Raw genomic sequence first — 16,983 nt, forward strand, 5'->3', positions numbered from 1 at the left:
AGATTTATACTTAATTTTATCTAATGATGTTCCACAACTCAGTTGCTAACTCATTAGGTTCTCTCATCCAACGCCATTCAGACTCCTTCAGATGGTAGTCAAAATAATCTTTTGAGATACCATTGAACTTGGATAATCTTCGTTTACAGAAACTCCAAAATGATTCTATTCCATTTATGTGACATTGTCCTCTAGCAAACTCATTTGCTCCGTGATTTACCCTGAAATGCTTTGAATAACCAACATCAACTAGACCATTATAGCCTCGCCATCCATCACTATAAATGACACTTTCTAGTGCCACCTTACCTAAGATAACCTTTTGTAAAGTCTTCATTTTACAGTCAGGAACGATTTCAGTATAAACACGCCCATCCCGTTCAAATATTCCAAATACGGGTTGTTTTAAAGTGCCACGACCACGTTTTAACTTCCCATGAAAACCACGTTGTCGTTTAGCGCCAAAATAGCTTTCATCCACTTCAATAGAACCTACAAATTTAGTTCTTAAATCTGTTTGATGATCATAAATAGCTTCCCTAAAAAGCATGTACCAATAGTTGATCGTATTACGATTTAAATTGAGTAATAATGCAGTTTTAGAAGCGGGTATATCAATGCAAAAGCATTGAATGATTTTTTTAATCTTGTAGTGGCTTAATTTACTGTTTTTAATCATGATTACAGACCAACATAACTAGTCTGCTAGTCTAGAGCCTTCGTAATTACGAAGAATTTATAAAAGAGTGCCAATAATGAACTACTTTATTCATCCTTTATCTGATGTTCAGAGTAAAGCAATTGGTGACGGGACAAGAATTTGGCAATTTGCTGTAATACTACCGCAAGCCATAATTGGTCGAAATTGTAATATTTGCTCTCATTGTTTAATTGAAAATCGAGTGGTAATTGGCGATAACGTTACAGTAAAATCGGGCGTTCAATTATGGGATGGTCTAACGATTGGTAATGACGTTTTTATTGGTCCTAATGTGACTTTTACAAATGATAGATATCCAATTAGCGGTAATAAACATTATGAGCAGTTAGATACACTAGTTCACAATAATGTCTCAATTGGTGGTGGTGCCACAATTTTGCCAGGAATTGTAATAGGAGCTTATGCCGTTGTTGGGGCAGGCGCTGTCGTAACTAAAGATGTGCCTGAATATGCTACTGTTGTAGGAAATCCTGCAAAAATTCTTAAAATTTCAAAGCCTAGTGACGAAACATGAATATTCCATTTTTAGATTTAAAAGCTGCATATTTAGAATTAAAAGCAGAAATTGATGAAGCAATTTTAAGAGTGACAAATAGTGGCTATTATGTTTTAGGCCCTGAAGTCGAGCAGTTTGAGAAAGATTTTGCAGAATATTGTGGAGCAAACTATTGTATTGGTGTCGCTAATGGCCTTGATGCATTGACGCTCTCATTAAGAGCAATGGGTGTAACTCAGGGGGATGAGGTAATTGTTCCATCTAACACTTATATTGCAACTTTATTAGCAGTTAGTCAGTGTGGTGCTATACCAGTTCCAGTAGAATTCAACGAGTTAACTTACAACATTAATCCTGAATTAATTGAATCAGCAATTACAGATAAAACAAAAGTCATTATTCCTGTGCACTTATATGGGCAGCCTGTTGATTTAGATCCAATTTTAGAAATTGCTGAAAAATATGGTTTAAAAGTTTTAGAAGATGCTGCTCAAGCACATGGTTCTACCTATAAGGGGAAAAAAATTGGTGGTCATGGTCATGCTGTAGCATGGAGTTTTTATCCAGGTAAGAATTTGGGTGCTTTAGGTGATGGTGGTGCAATTACAACTAATGATAAAGTTCTTGCTGACCAATTACGCACTCTTCGAAATTATGGCTCTGCACAAAAATATATAAATATTGAGAAAGGGTATAACAGTCGCCTAGATCCAATTCAAGCGGCTATTTTAGGTGTGAAATTAAAACATTTGAATCAATGGAATGCGCGTCGACAAAAAATTGCCGAAATGTATTTTTTAGGACTTTCGGGTACAAATTTTATACTTCCTGAGATTATCCCAGAGGCAAATTCTGCGTGGCACTTATTTGTAATTAGATCTAAACAGAGAGACAAGTTACAAGACTATTTACAAGCGCATGGTATTCAAAGTCTGATTCATTACCCTATCCCACCACATGCTCAGTGTGCTTATGAGACTGAATTATCACATTTGAAGGGTAAGCTTCTACTAACTGAAAACGTTTCTAATGAAATATTGAGCTTGCCAATTGGTCCTCATCTAAGTGAGGAATCAGTTTCTTATATTATTGATGTATTAAAAGGGTTCTCATGAATAGCACTAATCAAGAGTTTGTGAGAGAAGCACCCTCGGTAACAGTTTTTTTATTTGCTTATAATCAAGCCGAATATATTAAACAAGCTTGTGAAAGCATCCTAGCGCAAGACTATTCACCATTAGAAATTATTTTTTCTGATGATTGTTCAAGTGATGATACTTTTAAGGTAATGACTGAAGTTGCAGAGCAATATTCGGGGCCGCATAAGGTAAAACTTAATAAAAATGAGCATAACATTGGATTAATTCCGCACATTAACCTAGCGAACAAATTAGCTGCTGGAGAGTTATTGGTTGCAGCAGCAGGAGATGATATTTCTGAGCCGAATAGGGTTACTGAAATTGTCACTGCTTATTGCAAGTCAACGAATCAGCCTACATCGATTTACTCAGATGTTTTGGAAATGTCACCCTCTGGTGAACTTGGCAAGGTTAGTCTTCCACCAGTAGAAAAGCATGGTAGAACTGTAGAAAAATGTGCTGTTAGTTCAGCTTTAATTTGTGGTGCTTCACATGCTTGGCATAAAAGCTTATTTGAAAAATTTGGTGAGATTACCGAGCTTAAAGCTTATGAAGATTTAGTGCTTGCATATCGTAGTTCAATACTGAAAGGACTGGTTTATGTAAATAAACCCCTTGTGAAATATCGTTTAGGTGTGGGTATATCCGAGTCTGGAAAGTATGATAATAAAGCTAAAGCCGATTCTGAACTTCGTAAAAAAATGCAGATAAGAGAAGTGAACATTATGCTTCCAGTATTATCCCAAAGACTTATAGATAGTAAAACAGCGCAGGTAGATCCAAGCATTATTAAACTTATTGAAGACAGAATGAATAAGTATGAGCTTGTAAAGCAAATGCTGTTAGATCAGAAATCGTTTTTAGATTTATTCAGCCAAGCAAAAAAAACATCTATCCTCCCTTTCTTTTTCAAATCATTGTTAAGAAAGTTACGTGGGAAAAATTTTTAAATCTTATAGATAAAATAATGCTCGATTTAGGATCGAGCTTTTTTATGTAGAGTAGATTTATTATTAAAAAAATTTCCCATTTTAATATAGTATTAAAATGAGGGGACTAGTTATCTATTTTCAAAAGATTATAGATACTTTTAGTTCAGTATTGGAATCTATGATGTGAAAATATCTTATATGCGATTTTGGTAACTTATGATTTATGCAAAAAATATATTATAACTTCGCTGAATTATGATAATAAAAGTATGTTTGAATGGAGTCTATCAAAATTATTTCTCAATAAAATGATCACTCGAAAAGTGACCATTGTTATCTATCTATTTATAACTAATGAATGATCAACTTTAGATTGTGTTGCTTTTTTTCTTAGGAAGGGACTCTCAATAAATTTGTATGTAAAAATTGATAACAACACAACAATACTGAAGATAATTGGAAAGAAAAGATAATAGGAGTGCAAAGAAATATTATTGAAGTCTATAACATTTAGAATAGAAAAGAAAAAGTACAAAACGGCACCATGAATAAGATAGATACTATAGCTAACTTCTCCAAGTATCCGTAAACCATTGTGATAGAGTACACCAAAGAAATTATAACCATTTGCAATAAATCCAAAAATGATTGCTAGAGGAATCATTTGTGAAAATGTATAAGGCTCTGTAAAGAATAAAGAAAACAAACTTAATGTTATTACAATTACATTGGTTGTATGAGGATACTCACACATAAATTTTTTAAATTGTTGCTTCAGTTTAATTGCGGGGATAGAAAGAACAAATAGGGCATAATAATAGTGAGACTTTTCCTTAAAAATATAGAAAAATAAGGCTGCAATAATGATAATGGATAAAGTTAAGGGAATTTTTTTGTGATAAATACAATAAATAATTGGAAGACTAAAGTAAAACTTCCATTCATACGCCAATGTCCAACTTACGCCTGCTATGATGAGACCACTTTCAAATCCTTCAAAGCTTCCACCCTTGAAAAGAAGCCAGTCACTGACCCATTTCAATAAAGCCCCAAAATTAGCACTATTGATCTCAACATTAAGTAAAGTAATAACAAAAATGAAGATGAAAGCTGCTATATAAAGAGGGTAGATCCGCTTTATTCGAGATAGATAAAGTTGCTTCCAATTGATATCCACTTGCATCATTTTATTAATAAAAAGATAACCAGTAATGAGGAAGAAGAGCGAAACGGCAGTTCCTCCGAAATTATTGATTAAAATAAATTCAGGTTTTTTCCATTCACCCACAGTTTTCCATACATAAGTGATGTAGAAATGATGAGCAAGTACAGAAAGAGCAAGAATCCCACGTAAACCGTCCAGTGGAGAAGCACGCTGAATGATTTCACTCGGTAAAAATTGAGCTCTTTTTAAGAGAATAGCGGCAAGCCCGATACACAAAACTAGGACTAGAAAAAGATATAAGGCATCAATTGGAAAAAATTGCATAATGATGTTGATGAAAAAATTACGTGGGCATTTTATGTATGCCTTTCTTATATTTCCACATAATTTTTAATTTTTGAATATATTAAATCCTAGGTTTATTGCTTTATAGGCTGTTTCATTTGCTATGTGGATCATTTTAGAGCTCAGGATCTCCAAATTCAGATTTATCTAATTGGCTTAATGCGTTAAATTTAAGAACTGAACCTCGAAAGAGTATCTTTAAGGTATTATTTTTTAAAATATAGCTTCCACTACCATCTTTATATTTTAATGAGCTTCGAAAAAGTATTTCCATCGTACTTGAGGTAATTTGTCTAGATCAAGAAAATCTATAGATAACAGCCACTAGATACCTAAAACCAATTAAACCATATGAAAAGTAGGTGTATAGTAATTGGACTTGCTAATTTTGAGCGATAATCACCATGCCAATCAAATTTGTACTGCGTTTTGCAGCGATTTTATTTTCAGTTTTAATCTTGGCGGCAATAGCTATTAAATTTCTCTTTAATCCGCACTATACCGTGATTTTTTGGATTTTTGCGGTACCTTTTATTTTGGGTGTCCCAATTTTAGCTTCAGTAGTTTTAGCGAAAAATGAGGAACTTGATATTCATTCAGTGAATTAAAGTTGACATATAAAACAAGTCTTAAGTAAAAAGTCCTTCGATTGATGGGCTTTTTTTAATTGATATTTTGCAAAACTCGCACAGTTTATTTTCAATATCTTTGCTATGTTAATCTTTTATTTAAAGAAATATCCTTTATGAAAAAAAATATGATGTTTGGGTTGATCATGGTGATTCTGTCGGGTTGTAGTACAGTGCAAAAGACAGAAACTGAAAAAACGAACATTGGAATGGCAAATCCAGCAAGTACTTTTTGTGTTGAACAGGATGGTAAATTGGAAATTAGAAAAGAAGCCAATGGTGAGGTTGGGTATTGTCATTTACCGAATGGGCAGATTGTAGAGGAATGGCAATTTTTCCGTCAGAATCAGGCAAAATGTGTACCAGAACAAGCAGCAACTTTAGTTGGGCAGATTGGCTTGACTGAGGCGCAAATTAAACAAAAAACCAATGCTCAAACTGTGCGTTTAGTTCAGCCAGGTCAACCTGTGACGATGGATTATCGCGAGGACCGGGTAACTGTAACTATTAATCCTAAAGATAATAAAGTAGTTCAAGCAAATTGCGGTTAATTGATCGAGTAAAAAAGCCCTAATTAGGGCTTTTTTAATATTCAAAGCCAGTAATGGTTCATCATTTCAAAAAGTTTGACTATCATAGTGCGCAAAATTGGAGAGTATGCATGAAAAAAATTTATTTTTTAGCTATTGTGGCAGCATTAGCAGGATGTTCTGAAAAGAAGCCATTAACTCCTGAAGAACAATGGCACGGCTACTGTACCAGTATGGGGAATGCTGCGCGTTCAATTATGCTTGATCGCCAAAGTGCTATTGAAAAAAATAAGGCGATTGAGCACGCCAACAAAATTGATGATGAATTTACCAAAAAATTCATTCTGGACATTATTGAACAAGTGTACGCAATGCCTGAAGTGCAAATTAAACAAGATAAAGATGCAGCACGTGAGCAAATTAAGACGCAAATTACTGAGAAATGTTTGATCACACCACACGATAAATTGCCAGAGTATAAGCAGTTCTAACTTGTTCATGACAGTTAAAATTTCGTCATTTAAAAATTTAAATAAAAGCCTTGTGGAAAGATACACAAGGCTTTTATTTACTAGGTTTTAAAGTGGAATAATGTTTGATATTTCATGTAATTGAAATAGCCTAAGCATATTTTAAATATATGATTTGATAGGGTTGTAGATATAGAAAACAGTCCATTTTTAAACAATAATAAAGACAGAACAATAACAAGCAGATGGAGTGAGATATGGAAGTAGCTGGATATTTAAATCAAGCTGATTTACTTTTACAGGACGAAACACATTGTATGATCATATCAGGGAGTCATTATGTGCTGAGTCTTGGCGATAGAGTTTATATACAACACTCAATAGACACGGATCTGAAGCTCTATGCTGTAAAAATCTCTTTTGCTAGTGCGCAACACATGATGTTGCATGAAGATGAAATTCAGATCAAATTTGAAGGTGATGAATCAGGATTGGCTGAATATTTAAAGGGCACGACTGTCCACTAAGGTTGAATATTTATCTGTAGTAAAAAAAGGCAACATAGGTTGCCTTTTTTGTTTTTGAATGGCAGTTCAAAGTTAATGTGAAAAAAGCCCAAATGATCTGACTATATTGCTGTTTTTATATGCAATCGATATGAGCATCATTTAGTTAGAAAATAATGGGCATCACGAAGAAACACTTGTAGCGCATTAACTTTTAACTGGAATTTTAGTAAAATCAAGCAGTCCATATTATTTGCGTAGCTTTGTTTAAAGCAGGAATGCGTAAATAATTTTTTAAAAAAGAGGAATAACACCGTGCTAGAAGCTTACCGCCAACACGTTGCAGAACGTGCCGCACTCGGAGTCCCACCGAAGCCACTTGATGATGCTCAAACAGCTGAATTAGTTGAATTATTAAAAAACCCACCAGCTGGCGAAGAAGCATTTTTAGTTGATTTACTAGAAAACCGTGTTCCAGCGGGTGTTGACCAAGCTGCATACGTTAAAGCTGCTTTCTTGGCTGCTTTGGCTAAGGGCGAAGCGACTTCTCCATTAGTTTCTAAAGAACGTGCGGTTTACTTACTAGGTACTATGCTTGGTGGTTATAACGTAGCACCTCTAGTTGAGCTTTTAGACAATGCAGAATTGGCTAGCTTAGCTGCTGAAGCATTAAAGAAAACTCTTCTTGTATTTGATGCATTCCATGACGTTGCTGACAAAGCGAAAGCGGGTAACGAAAATGCGAAAGCAGTTCTTCAATCTTGGGCTGATGCTGAATGGTTCACTAGCCGTAAAGATGTTCCAGAAGAAATTAAACTTACTGTATTCAAAGTAACTGGTGAAACAAACACTGATGACTTGTCTCCAGCTCAAGACGCTTGGAGCCGTCCAGATATCCCATTACACGCGAATGCGATGTTGAAAAACGTACGTGATGGAATCAACCCAGAAGTTCCTGGTGAAGTTGGCCCACTTAACCAAATTAAAGAACTCATCGCGAAAGGCAACCAAGTTGCTTACGTGGGTGACGTTGTTGGTACAGGTTCTTCTCGTAAGTCTGCAACTAACTCTGTACTTTGGTTCTTCGGTGACGAAATCGCGCACATTCCGAACAAAAAAGACGGTGGTTACTGCTTAGGTTCTAAAATCGCTCCGATTTTCTTCAACACTATGGAAGACGCTGGTGCGTTACCTGTAGAGATTGACGTTGCGAACATGAACATGGGTGACGAAATTGTTCTTAAAATCGATCACTCAGCGGCTAAAGTAACTGCGTTCAAAAACGGCGAACAAATTGCTGAATCTGAACTTAAAACTCCAGTTCTTCTAGACGAAGTACGTGCCGGCGGCCGTATTAACTTGATCGTTGGTCGTGGTTTGACTGCTAAAGCGCGTGAAGCTTTAGGTCTTGCTCCATCTACTTTATTCCGTACTCCTGTACAACCTGCTGCAACTGGTAAAGGTTTCACTTTAGCTCAGAAGATGGTTGGTCGTGCATGTGGTCTTCCAGAAGGTCAAGGTGTAATTCCTGGTACTTACTGTGAACCTAAGATGACTACAGTGGGTTCTCAAGATACAACTGGTCCTATGACTCGTGACGAGTTAAAAGACTTAGCTTGCTTGGGCTTCTCTGCTGACCTAGTTATGCAGTCTTTCTGTCACACTGCTGCTTATCCAAAGCCAGTTGACGTACAAATGCAACACACGCTTCCTGACTTCATCATGAACCGTGGTGGTGTTTCTTTACGTCCAGGCGACGGTATTATCCACTCTTGGTTAAACCGTATGCTTCTTCCAGATACAGTAGGTACTGGTGGTGACTCGCATACTCGTTTCCCAATTGGTATTTCATTCCCAGCGGGTTCTGGTCTTGTAGCGTTCGCTGCAGCAACTGGTGTTATGCCACTTGACATGCCAGAGTCAGTTCTTGTGAAGTTCAAAGGTAAAATGCAGCCTGGTATCACTTTACGTGACCTTGTACATGCAATTCCTTACTATGCAATCAAGGAAGGCGATCTTACTGTTGAGAAAAAAGGTAAGAAAAATATCTTCTCTGGTCGTATCTTAGAAATCGACTTGTCAGAAATGGAAACTGATTTGACTGTTGAACAAGCATTCGAACTTTCTGACGCTTCTGCTGAACGTTCTGCTGCTGGTTGTGCAATCACACTTTCTGAAGAGAAAGTTGCTGAGTACCTACGTTCTAACATCACAATGCTTAAGTGGATGATTTCACAAGGCTATGGCGATGCGCGTACGATGGCTCGCCGTGTTGAAAACATGGAAAAATGGTTGGCTAACCCATCACTTCTTAAAGCTGATGCTGATGCTGAATACACGAAAGTGTATGAAATCGACCTTGCTGACATCAAAGAACCTATCCTTTGCTGCCCGAACGATCCCGATGATGCAAAACTTCTTTCTGACGTTCAAGGCGACAAAATTGATGAAGTATTCATCGGTTCTTGTATGACGAACATTGGTCACTTCCGTGCTGCTGGTCAGTTACTTGAGAAAGTACCAAGCGGTTCATTAACAACTCGTTTATGGTTGGCTCCACCAACACGTATGGACGAACACCAGTTAATGGAAGAAGGCTTCTATAACACTTATGGCCGTGCTGGTGCACGTACTGAAATGCCTGGTTGTTCATTATGTATGGGTAACCAAGCACGTGTTGCGCCGAACACAACGGTTGTATCGACTTCTACACGTAACTTCCCTAACCGTTTAGGTCAAGGTTCTAACGTTTACTTGGCGTCTGCTGAGCTTGCATCTGTTGCTGCTGTACTTGGTAAATTACCAACTCCAGAAGAATACCAACAATATGCAGCTCAAATTGACAGTATGTCTGCTGACATCTACAAATATTTGAATTTCGACCAAATGGGCGAATATACAAATGCTGCGGATAAGGTAGATACTAAGAAAATTGCTGCTGCTCAGTTAACTTAATTAATTGATAATTAAGTTTTAATGAGTTAAAAATAAGGGCTGATTAATCAGCCCTTATTTTTTGGATAATAAAAATGGATAAACCTAATATTTTCAGCTATGCAACAAAAGAATTATCACAAGATGCTTTTATTTTTTGGTTACTTTCTTGGGCTGATCCTAAATATAAACATTTCAATTCTGACCTTACAATAGTTGCCATTCAATTATTGGAACAATTTTTTCTAATTAGCGGTTTTGATTTTCCTAAGACCATTAATAACTTTAAGTTAAAAAAACAAGAAGCTAATATAGATATTGTATGTTACTTGAATGAATATATGATTATTATTGAGGATAAAACAAATACTAAAGTACATTCAAATCAACTGATACGTTATAAAAATTATGCTGAGGAAAAGGATGGTGGAAAATATCTAAATAAAGTTATTGCTATTTTCTTTAAAACTTTTGATCAATCCAATTATAAAAAAGAAGAAAAAGATGGATTTTCTATTTTTACTAGGACTATGTTTTTAAAGGTCTTAGTAAACAGTGAATTTCAAAATATTAAAAGTGATATATTTCAAAATTATTTATCATATATTTTAGGTATTGAAAATAAGGTTCGATCTTATAAAATACAGAAAATAGACGATTGGAGTAGTTTAAGTTGGAGTGGATTTTTTCAAGAGTTACAATGTTATATAGATGGTAGTAATTGGGGAAAGATAAATAATGTGTCTGGAGGATTCATGGGGTTTTGGTGGGCATCAAAGAAAAATGAATTTTGTACACAATATTTGCAAATAGAACAAGATAATTTAGTTTTAAAAATTAGTTGTGATAAAACTAATGATAGTAAACGGATTAGAAAGATTTGCTACAGGCATTATCTGGTTAGGGCAAAAGAAAGAAAGTTGAGTTTTAAAAAGCCTATTAGATTTGGAAAAGGTAGAACAATGACGATTTTAACAACAAAGTATCTTATAAGAGATGAAAGCACAGAATTGATAGATATTGAAAAAACTCTTCAGGAACTTAAGAAATATACACAATTTATTGAAACTAATTTTTTAAATGCTACTCAATTGGTGGGTTAAATAAAATTAGCATACTATGAGTATCACTATTATTTTAGTATATTACTAATCTCTTCAATCTTCTAGTTTTAGATACACTCAGGTTGATTGATAGTTTCTATGTATGTTATGTCATTTATTACACTTTACACTCCAACCAATAAATCGTTTAATCTCCAAATTGTTATATGATTTCTGTAGTTGATTTAAGCAAATGCCTAAACAATCCCGCTTCCTATGTATAGGTGGCTTTCTTAACGGTTCTGCCGTAAAAGACCAAGGTGACAGCTTTATATGTGTCGAAAATGGTAAACAAGTCACTTACCGAAAAATGGAAATTTTCCATCAAGATTCATGGGATCATGACTACTATGTCTGTGAAACAACCACAGACAAACAAGCTCGAAATTGGGTCTATGATATTAAGCCGGATTAAGTAATCTGATTGGTTTTATCAAATAGATATTGTTGTAGCTTAGTCTCTTGAAAATATAGACGTTAAAAAAGCCCCTACTAGATAAGGGGCTTTTTTAAAATCTGAATATGCTTACCAATAACCCAACATCTTCCACCAAATTCCACCTAAGACTATAAAAATAACCATATTAATAATGCTCATGGCAAAACCTGCTTTCCACCATTCACCAAGCGTTGTATAACCTGAACCATAAATAATAGGGGATGTGCCCGTCGCATAATGAGTCAGTGTCATCATAATGCTTGATGCTGCTGCCATAATCAGCGCAAAGAACATTGGTGGTGCACCTAGTGCGATACCTGCAATGTAGAATGCTGAAAACATAGCGGTAATATGCGCAGTAGTACTGGCAAAAATATAGTGGGCGTACATATAAGCGAATAATAAAAGCATGGAAGCAGGAACCCAGGTTAAGCCAAGCTGCCCAATGCTCGTTTGTAAAACATCAGAAAACCAAGCGATTAAGCCGAGCTTATTTAAAAAGGTGGCCATCATCACCAGTGCAGCGAACCATGTTACAGTATCCCATGCACTTTTTTGAGTTAAGACATCATCCCAAGTTAAAACACCACTAAGTAATAAAAGAGATAAACCAATAAATGCGGTTGTGGTGGGGTCTAATGTCCACATATCACCTAACAGCATCGCTGGAATACCCGCCCAGAGTAAGAGTAAAATTCCAAACACAGCAAGCATGATCATTTCGTGTAAGGTAACGGGGCCCATTTCCTTTAAACGCTCTTTGGCAAACTGAGCGGCATTGGGTGTTTTTTTAATTTCAGGCGGGTACATAAAGTAAAGTGCAATTGGCATTAACGCCAAAGCCACAATACCGGGTAACACCATGGCTAATGCCCATGTCGTCCAACTCAGCTGAATCTGGCTATTGGTGGCTTTTGCTACAAGCTCAACAACTAATGGATTCGGTGCGGTAGCGGTAATAAACATCGCCGAAGTGATGGGGTTTGAGTGGTAATTCACCAAAGCCAAATATTTACCAATTTTTCCTTCTGTACCTTTTTCAGGGTCAGAGTCAAAACTCATTGCAATAGAGCGCACAATGGGGTGAATAATTCCACCACCACGAGCAGTATTACTTGGGGTCACTGGGGCAAGGATGAGTTCAGATAACGCGAGACTGTAGCCAATACCGATGGTTCTTTTGCCCCAAACTGCAATAAAGTAATATCCAAGTCGAGCACCTAAGCCTGTTTTTTGTAATCCTTTTGAGATCATGATGGAGATACCAATTAACCAGATCAGTGGATTGGCAAAACCACTTAATGCGTCCTTGATGGCATCACTTGGGTTATTGTTGGTTACTCGGGTAATCGCAACAAGTGCAATAGCAATAATCGAAATTGCCCCAATTGGCATGGCTTTGCCAATAATGGCAGCAATCACCCCGATGAACATGGCAAATAGAAGCCAAGCATTTGCAGAGACATCGTGTGGGACTGGGATGAAAAACCAAATAATAAGGGTAAGTGATACTGAAATTATGGTTGGTATGAGTTTAAACCCCATTGAAGCGCACTCCAAAAATATAGTTATTATGTGAATAAATAATGAACATTGATTATGTTGAAGTCTAGTGTGAGTAACATATTCCCAATAAAAGATTGATTTTAATTTTGCCTAATCAGTCTTTGACATGGTAATCCTCCCATAAATAACCGAAGTTAAAAGTAGAGGTTAAGCAGCCATTAGAGGTGGCCTTCCTTTGTTAGCTTGGTGTGGTCTTTCATGATTGTAATGCCACAGCCAATCAGTTGCGTAATCCTGAACTTCTTCTAACGTATCAAACAAATGCTTGCTCAGCCAACTATAACGTATAGTCCGATTATATCGTTCAATATACGCATTCTGCTGTGGCTTACCCGGTTGAATATATTCAATACGAATACCGTGCTCAGTAGCCCAGCGCACAAATTCGTGACTGATAAACTCGGGGCCATTATCACATCGGATCACTAACGGTTTTTCTCTCCACTCCAGCAATTGATTCAACGTACGAATGACCCTAATTGTGGGCAATGAGAACCCTGCTTCAATGGCTAGGCCTTCGCGGCGGTAATCATCAATCACATTCAATAATCGAAACTTGCGACCATCGGAAAGTTGATCATGCATAAAATCCAGTGACCAAACCTGATTTGCACGTATTGGCTCTTTCAGTGGTTCAGGCACATGTCGTTTTAGTCTTCTTCTCGGTTTAATACGCAGATTCAGTGCCAACTCACAGTAAATGCGATAAACCCGCTTGTGATTCCAGCAGTGACTCTCAACATGCCGTAAATACGAGAAGCATAGACCAAAGCCCCAATCGGTATTTTCCTCAGTGAGTTCAATGAGCCGTTCTGCAATGAGCACATTGTCATCACTGAGTCTAGCCTGATAACGGTAGCAGGTTTCACTTATGCCAAATGCAGTGCAAGCTAAACGGATACTAACAGCATGTTGGGCCACTGCCTGTTGAGCCATCTGACGTCGACAAGATGGCTTTACCACTTTTTTGACATCGCTTCCTGAATAATTTCTGCTTTTAATCGCTCTTCAGCATACATTTTTTTCAGTCTGGTATTTTCTGTTTCCAACTCTTTCAGCCGTGCCATCAAAGATGTATCCATGCCGCCATATTTAGCACGCCATTTATAGAAGGTTGCATTACTCATACCATGTTCACGACAAAGGGCCGCAACAGGTGTACCAGACTCCGCTTGCTTCAAGATGGACATGATCTGGCTGTCAGTAAATTTAGATGTTTTCATGCAGAATCTCCTGCTTGTATCTTAAGAGAAAATTCTACTTTTAAGTCCTATTATTTTTAGGGGGGATTACCATCTCATACTACGCCTATTAAAACATAGATCTACATAAATTGCAGTAAACGAGTTTTCGATTATTCAATCAACATTAAATCAGATGTGGTGGCAGACTTAAGCGGGCGTAAGGCAAAAGTAGAGCGCGTATGACGTATACCTTTAATTGAATAGAGTTTTTTTCTTAAAAACCGTTCATAGTGTTCAGCATTTTTCACTGCTACTTTGACTAAATAATCATAATCACCCGTCACTAAATGCGCTTCAATCACTTCAGGAATATCTGCTAAGGTTTGGCTGAATTGCTCCAAAATTTCATCATCATGTCGTTCTAAGGTGATTTCGATGAAAAATAATTCATTAATGCCAATTGCCTTCGGATTGATGTTGGCTGTATAGCCATCAATAATTTTTAGATTCTCTAAACGTTTTAAGCGTGTCCAACACGGAGAGGAGGAAAGTCCTACTTCATCTGCGAGTTGTGCGACGGTCAATCTGCCATTTTGTCTTAAAGCAGATAAAATCTTTCGATCAATTTTATCTAGCGTGTATTCTGTACTGTTCAAAACTTATTCCACAGAAGAATCTTCTTTAAAATATAAATATACTTCATTTTTATGCTGAAATTTAATGAAATTACTTTAAATACAGCAAACATTTGTGCAAGTTAATGATTAGACTAAGGATATAAATTATCACTGAATGGGTTAAAGGTGATAATTGATCCAATAGCACCTTTAGGGAAGGGTGACTTAAAGGTGCTATTGGTTCATTTTTATGCCTTACGATGTCATCAGATATTCAAACAATCAGTGAAAATGATCTAAAACTAAAAAATGATTGATAAAAATGCTTAAATTTTTTATGGGTTATTTTATTAAAATTTAAAAGATTTAGACTCATTGGGTTAAAGTTGTATTTTACTTGCATCTTATTGATTTTGCTGAATACACAATTCTGTAATCTATTGATTTAAAATATGAATAATCACCCTTTAATAAAGCATATGAGCCTTAAGTACCTAGTTTAGGGGATGTCGGACAGAATCATCTCGTATTAGAATGATCAGGTCTATTCAACTCGGACGGAGTTATGAATATTTCCGAAACAATAACAGATTATAAGAAGCTATTACCTGAACATCAGAACCAATATCTAGAACAACTTTTAGCATTTGACCGTATTATTTTTCCAGATACCTGTAAGCAAGAATTGCATGATTTTATGCATGATTCAGATGCGATATCTGTACAAGTTGTAGAGTATTTTGATGGTGTTCGTTTAATTGGGTATAACAGTATTCTGATATTAAAACTGACTATTCGAGATAAGAATATTTTTGTGGTGAATTCACGTGGGTCATTCTTACCGAATTATCAACGTGGCAATAAAACTGTGAATTCAGTGATTAAAGTCGCTGTACAGCACAGCATTAAACATCCGCTGATTCCATTATGGTTTGTCGTGACGATGATGCAGCCGAAAGCCTATGCCTTGCTTGCATCGTGTGCACAAAATTTTTACCCGAGAACAGATGTAGATACGCCACAGGATTATCTGGACGTACTTAAATTGGTTGCGGTACGTAAACCAGATGTACAAAAACGTCGTGAAGATATTTATGTGCATCCAAGAGTAATTCCAGAAACGACTTTAGATGAGTCGATTCATATGCATGATCAGGCGAATCAGCATATTGATTTCTTCATGCAGCACACACCAGATTTTTTTGATGGGATGGGGATGATGTGTGTCAGTAAATTGAATACTAAAATGTTAACCGAAGCCGCAATTTTAAATGCGATAGAACGCGCAGCGAGTTAATAGATGTGAGCATATTCTACTTATGCTCACATCTGTTTTTTACCTGTGAATGATGCTGAAATTTGCATACTCACTGATTTGATCAGCTGTAAGGCTATCAAGTGCATCTAAGAAAGCCACATTAAATGAACCTACAGTTTGTGCTGTTTGGTATGCTAATTGTCCTGCGACAGCAAAATGTACATGTGCGGACAAAGTGGCAATTGTAACATCGGTTACAGCACAATAAGCTGCAATTAAAGCACCAAGCGCACAACCTGTTGCAGTCACCCTTGGTTGTAGAAAGCAACCGCCATTGACTTGAATGACGCTGTTTAATTCTTTAGAGAGAATAAAGTCAGATTCACCTGAAATTGCAATACACTCAGCATGGTCTAACAAAGTCCAAGCTTGTATATAAACTTCTGCACTATCTAGCGTGCTATCTACCCCTTTACCTGTCACTTGATTGCCTGCTAATCCACTCATTTCCGAAGCATTCCCTCGGATTACAGAGGGTTGATATTGCAACAGCTCATTGGTCATTTCTGAGCGCCAAGATAAAATATTGCCATAACCCACAGGGTCAAGTACCCAAGGAACGGAAGCTTGCTGTGCTGTATTGGCAGAAATTTGCATTGCTTGCATTTGTTCCGTTGTTGGTGTACCTAAATTAATACTGAGTGCGCTACTAATCCGAGTGAAATTTTCTGCTTCGAATGGGTTATCAATCATAGCGGGCGAAGCACCACAGGCAAGTAGTACGTTGGCTACATAATTGGCAGCGACACTATTGGTAATACATTGCACTAGAGGTTGAGTTGCACGGAGTTGGGTATGCGCTTCAACAATTTTCTGTAGTAATGGTGCAGTTTGATCCACTAGATTATCCTGAAGGTCAAATATTGGCTGGTTTGAAAGTGTAGACATG

General features: G+C 36.7%; 17 protein-coding genes. 11 read left to right on the plus strand and 6 right to left on the minus strand.

Features of this window, described 5'->3' with window-relative positions; translation table 11 throughout:
* Positions 1–16: 16 nt before the first annotated feature.
* Positions 17–679: an IS1595 family transposase gene (locus tag C3F34_RS15245; protein ID WP_104440784.1), complete on the minus strand. Its 663-nt coding sequence runs from the start codon at positions 677–679 to the stop codon at positions 17–19.
* Positions 680–755: 76 nt separating this feature from the next.
* Here C3F34_RS15245 and C3F34_RS20770 point away from each other — a divergent pair, with 76 nt between their 5' ends.
* The 3 genes from C3F34_RS20770 to C3F34_RS15260 are packed head-to-tail and all read left to right on the plus strand — an operon-like array spanning position 756 to position 3,306.
* The gene (locus C3F34_RS20770; RefSeq protein ID WP_016166371.1) at positions 756–1,235 is read left to right on the plus strand and encodes an acyltransferase; all 480 of its coding nucleotides are present in this window, start codon (positions 756–758) and stop codon (positions 1,233–1,235) included.
* Positions 1,232–2,332 (plus strand): DegT/DnrJ/EryC1/StrS family aminotransferase, encoded by a 1,101-nt coding sequence (locus tag C3F34_RS15255; RefSeq protein ID WP_104442030.1) that lies wholly within the window; start codon positions 1,232–1,234, stop codon positions 2,330–2,332. The genes C3F34_RS20770 and C3F34_RS15255 overlap by 4 nt, the downstream gene beginning before the upstream one ends.
* The gene (locus C3F34_RS15260) at positions 2,329–3,306 is read left to right on the plus strand and encodes a glycosyltransferase (protein WP_016166369.1); all 978 of its coding nucleotides are present in this window, start codon (positions 2,329–2,331) and stop codon (positions 3,304–3,306) included. Before C3F34_RS15255 ends, C3F34_RS15260 begins: the two co-directional genes overlap by 4 nt.
* A gap of 319 nt (positions 3,307–3,625) precedes the next feature.
* On the opposite strand, the gene C3F34_RS15265 is transcribed toward C3F34_RS15260, so the two are convergent.
* A complete protein-coding gene (locus C3F34_RS15265; protein WP_016166368.1) occupies positions 3,626–4,777 on the minus strand; it encodes an acyltransferase family protein in 1,152 nt (383 codons plus the stop codon).
* 425 nt (positions 4,778–5,202) lie between these two features.
* Between C3F34_RS15265 and C3F34_RS15270 the strand changes: the two genes are divergently transcribed.
* From C3F34_RS15270 to C3F34_RS15300, 7 genes are all read left to right on the plus strand, one after another.
* Positions 5,203–5,406: a hypothetical protein gene (locus C3F34_RS15270; protein WP_016166367.1), complete on the plus strand. Its 204-nt coding sequence runs from the start codon at positions 5,203–5,205 to the stop codon at positions 5,404–5,406.
* A 137-nt stretch (positions 5,407–5,543) separates the two neighbouring features.
* Entirely contained in the window at positions 5,544–5,978 is a 435-nt protein-coding gene (locus C3F34_RS15275) for an I78 family peptidase inhibitor (RefSeq protein ID WP_044740401.1), read from the plus strand.
* A gap of 110 nt (positions 5,979–6,088) precedes the next feature.
* Entirely contained in the window at positions 6,089–6,448 is a 360-nt protein-coding gene (locus C3F34_RS15280; RefSeq protein ID WP_044740402.1) for a hypothetical protein, read from the plus strand.
* Between the two features lie 236 nt (positions 6,449–6,684).
* A complete protein-coding gene (locus tag C3F34_RS15285; protein WP_044740403.1) occupies positions 6,685–6,954 on the plus strand; it encodes a hypothetical protein in 270 nt (89 codons plus the stop codon).
* Between the two features lie 294 nt (positions 6,955–7,248).
* Positions 7,249–9,888 (plus strand): bifunctional aconitate hydratase 2/2-methylisocitrate dehydratase, encoded by a 2,640-nt coding sequence (locus tag C3F34_RS15290; RefSeq protein WP_044740404.1) that lies wholly within the window; start codon positions 7,249–7,251, stop codon positions 9,886–9,888.
* 74 nt (positions 9,889–9,962) lie between these two features.
* Positions 9,963–10,970 carry a PD-(D/E)XK nuclease family protein gene (locus tag C3F34_RS15295; RefSeq protein WP_044740405.1) on the plus strand — a complete coding sequence of 336 codons (1,008 nt, stop codon included), beginning with the start codon at positions 9,963–9,965 and terminating at the stop codon, positions 10,968–10,970.
* Positions 10,971–11,163: 193 nt separating this feature from the next.
* Positions 11,164–11,385: a hypothetical protein gene (locus C3F34_RS15300; protein ID WP_104442031.1), complete on the plus strand. Its 222-nt coding sequence runs from the start codon at positions 11,164–11,166 to the stop codon at positions 11,383–11,385.
* Between the two features lie 111 nt (positions 11,386–11,496).
* Here the strand turns inward: C3F34_RS15300 and C3F34_RS15305 are convergent, their stop codons facing one another.
* The 3 genes from C3F34_RS15305 to C3F34_RS15315 all read right to left on the minus strand — a co-directional run bounded on the left by C3F34_RS15305 (position 11,497) and on the right by C3F34_RS15315 (position 14,815).
* Positions 11,497–12,954 carry a DASS family sodium-coupled anion symporter gene (locus C3F34_RS15305; RefSeq protein ID WP_104442032.1) on the minus strand — a complete coding sequence of 486 codons (1,458 nt, stop codon included), beginning with the start codon at positions 12,952–12,954 and terminating at the stop codon, positions 11,497–11,499.
* A gap of 168 nt (positions 12,955–13,122) precedes the next feature.
* A protein-coding gene (locus tag C3F34_RS15310; RefSeq protein WP_104440995.1) for an IS3 family transposase occupies positions 13,123–14,198 on the minus strand; the annotation gives its coding sequence in 2 pieces (ribosomal slippage) (positions 13,123–13,946 and positions 13,946–14,198; 1,077 coding nt in all).
* A gap of 131 nt (positions 14,199–14,329) precedes the next feature.
* Positions 14,330–14,815, minus strand: coding sequence for an Lrp/AsnC family transcriptional regulator (locus tag C3F34_RS15315; protein WP_104442033.1), 486 nt, complete (start codon positions 14,813–14,815; stop codon positions 14,330–14,332).
* Positions 14,816–15,341: 526 nt separating this feature from the next.
* Between C3F34_RS15315 and C3F34_RS15320 the strand changes: the two genes are divergently transcribed.
* Complete coding sequence (locus C3F34_RS15320; protein WP_016166358.1) at positions 15,342–16,073, plus strand: hypothetical protein; 732 nt, start codon at positions 15,342–15,344, stop codon at positions 16,071–16,073.
* Between the two features lie 39 nt (positions 16,074–16,112).
* Here the strand turns inward: C3F34_RS15320 and thiM are convergent, their stop codons facing one another.
* On the minus strand, positions 16,113–16,982 hold the full coding sequence (gene thiM, locus C3F34_RS15325) for a hydroxyethylthiazole kinase (protein WP_104442034.1): 870 nt from the start codon (positions 16,980–16,982) through the stop codon (positions 16,113–16,115).
* Between the last annotated feature and the right edge of the window lies 1 nt (position 16,983).

The sequence above is a fragment of the Acinetobacter sp. ACNIH2 genome, assembly GCF_002934965.1.
Classification (GTDB): Bacteria; Pseudomonadota; Gammaproteobacteria; order Pseudomonadales; family Moraxellaceae; genus Acinetobacter; species Acinetobacter tandoii.

Bases quoted from the DNA above. Each gene is read 5' to 3' on its own strand.
- C3F34_RS15270 (WP_016166367.1), top strand. From the start codon at position 5,203: ATGCCAATCAAATTTGTACTGCGTTTTGCAGCGATTTTATTTTCAGTT.
- C3F34_RS15280 (WP_044740402.1), top strand. From the start codon at position 6,089: ATGAAAAAAATTTATTTTTTAGCTATTGTGGCAGCATTAGCAGGATGT.
- C3F34_RS15295 (WP_044740405.1), top strand. From the start codon at position 9,963: ATGGATAAACCTAATATTTTCAGCTATGCAACAAAAGAATTATCACAA.
- C3F34_RS15305 (WP_104442032.1), bottom strand. From the start codon at position 12,954: ATGGGGTTTAAACTCATACCAACCATAATTTCAGTATCACTTACCCTT.
- C3F34_RS15275 (WP_044740401.1), top strand. From the start codon at position 5,544: ATGAAAAAAAATATGATGTTTGGGTTGATCATGGTGATTCTGTCGGGT.
- C3F34_RS15245 (WP_104440784.1), bottom strand. From the start codon at position 679: ATGATTAAAAACAGTAAATTAAGCCACTACAAGATTAAAAAAATCATT.
- C3F34_RS15265 (WP_016166368.1), bottom strand. From the start codon at position 4,777: ATGCAATTTTTTCCAATTGATGCCTTATATCTTTTTCTAGTCCTAGTT.
- thiM (WP_104442034.1), bottom strand. From the start codon at position 16,982: ATGTCTACACTTTCAAACCAGCCAATATTTGACCTTCAGGATAATCTA.
- C3F34_RS15300 (WP_104442031.1), top strand. From the start codon at position 11,164: ATGCCTAAACAATCCCGCTTCCTATGTATAGGTGGCTTTCTTAACGGT.
- C3F34_RS15260 (WP_016166369.1), top strand. From the start codon at position 2,329: ATGAATAGCACTAATCAAGAGTTTGTGAGAGAAGCACCCTCGGTAACA.
- C3F34_RS15255 (WP_104442030.1), top strand. From the start codon at position 1,232: ATGAATATTCCATTTTTAGATTTAAAAGCTGCATATTTAGAATTAAAA.
- C3F34_RS20770 (WP_016166371.1), top strand. From the start codon at position 756: ATGAACTACTTTATTCATCCTTTATCTGATGTTCAGAGTAAAGCAATT.
- C3F34_RS15320 (WP_016166358.1), top strand. From the start codon at position 15,342: ATGAATATTTCCGAAACAATAACAGATTATAAGAAGCTATTACCTGAA.
- C3F34_RS15285 (WP_044740403.1), top strand. From the start codon at position 6,685: ATGGAAGTAGCTGGATATTTAAATCAAGCTGATTTACTTTTACAGGAC.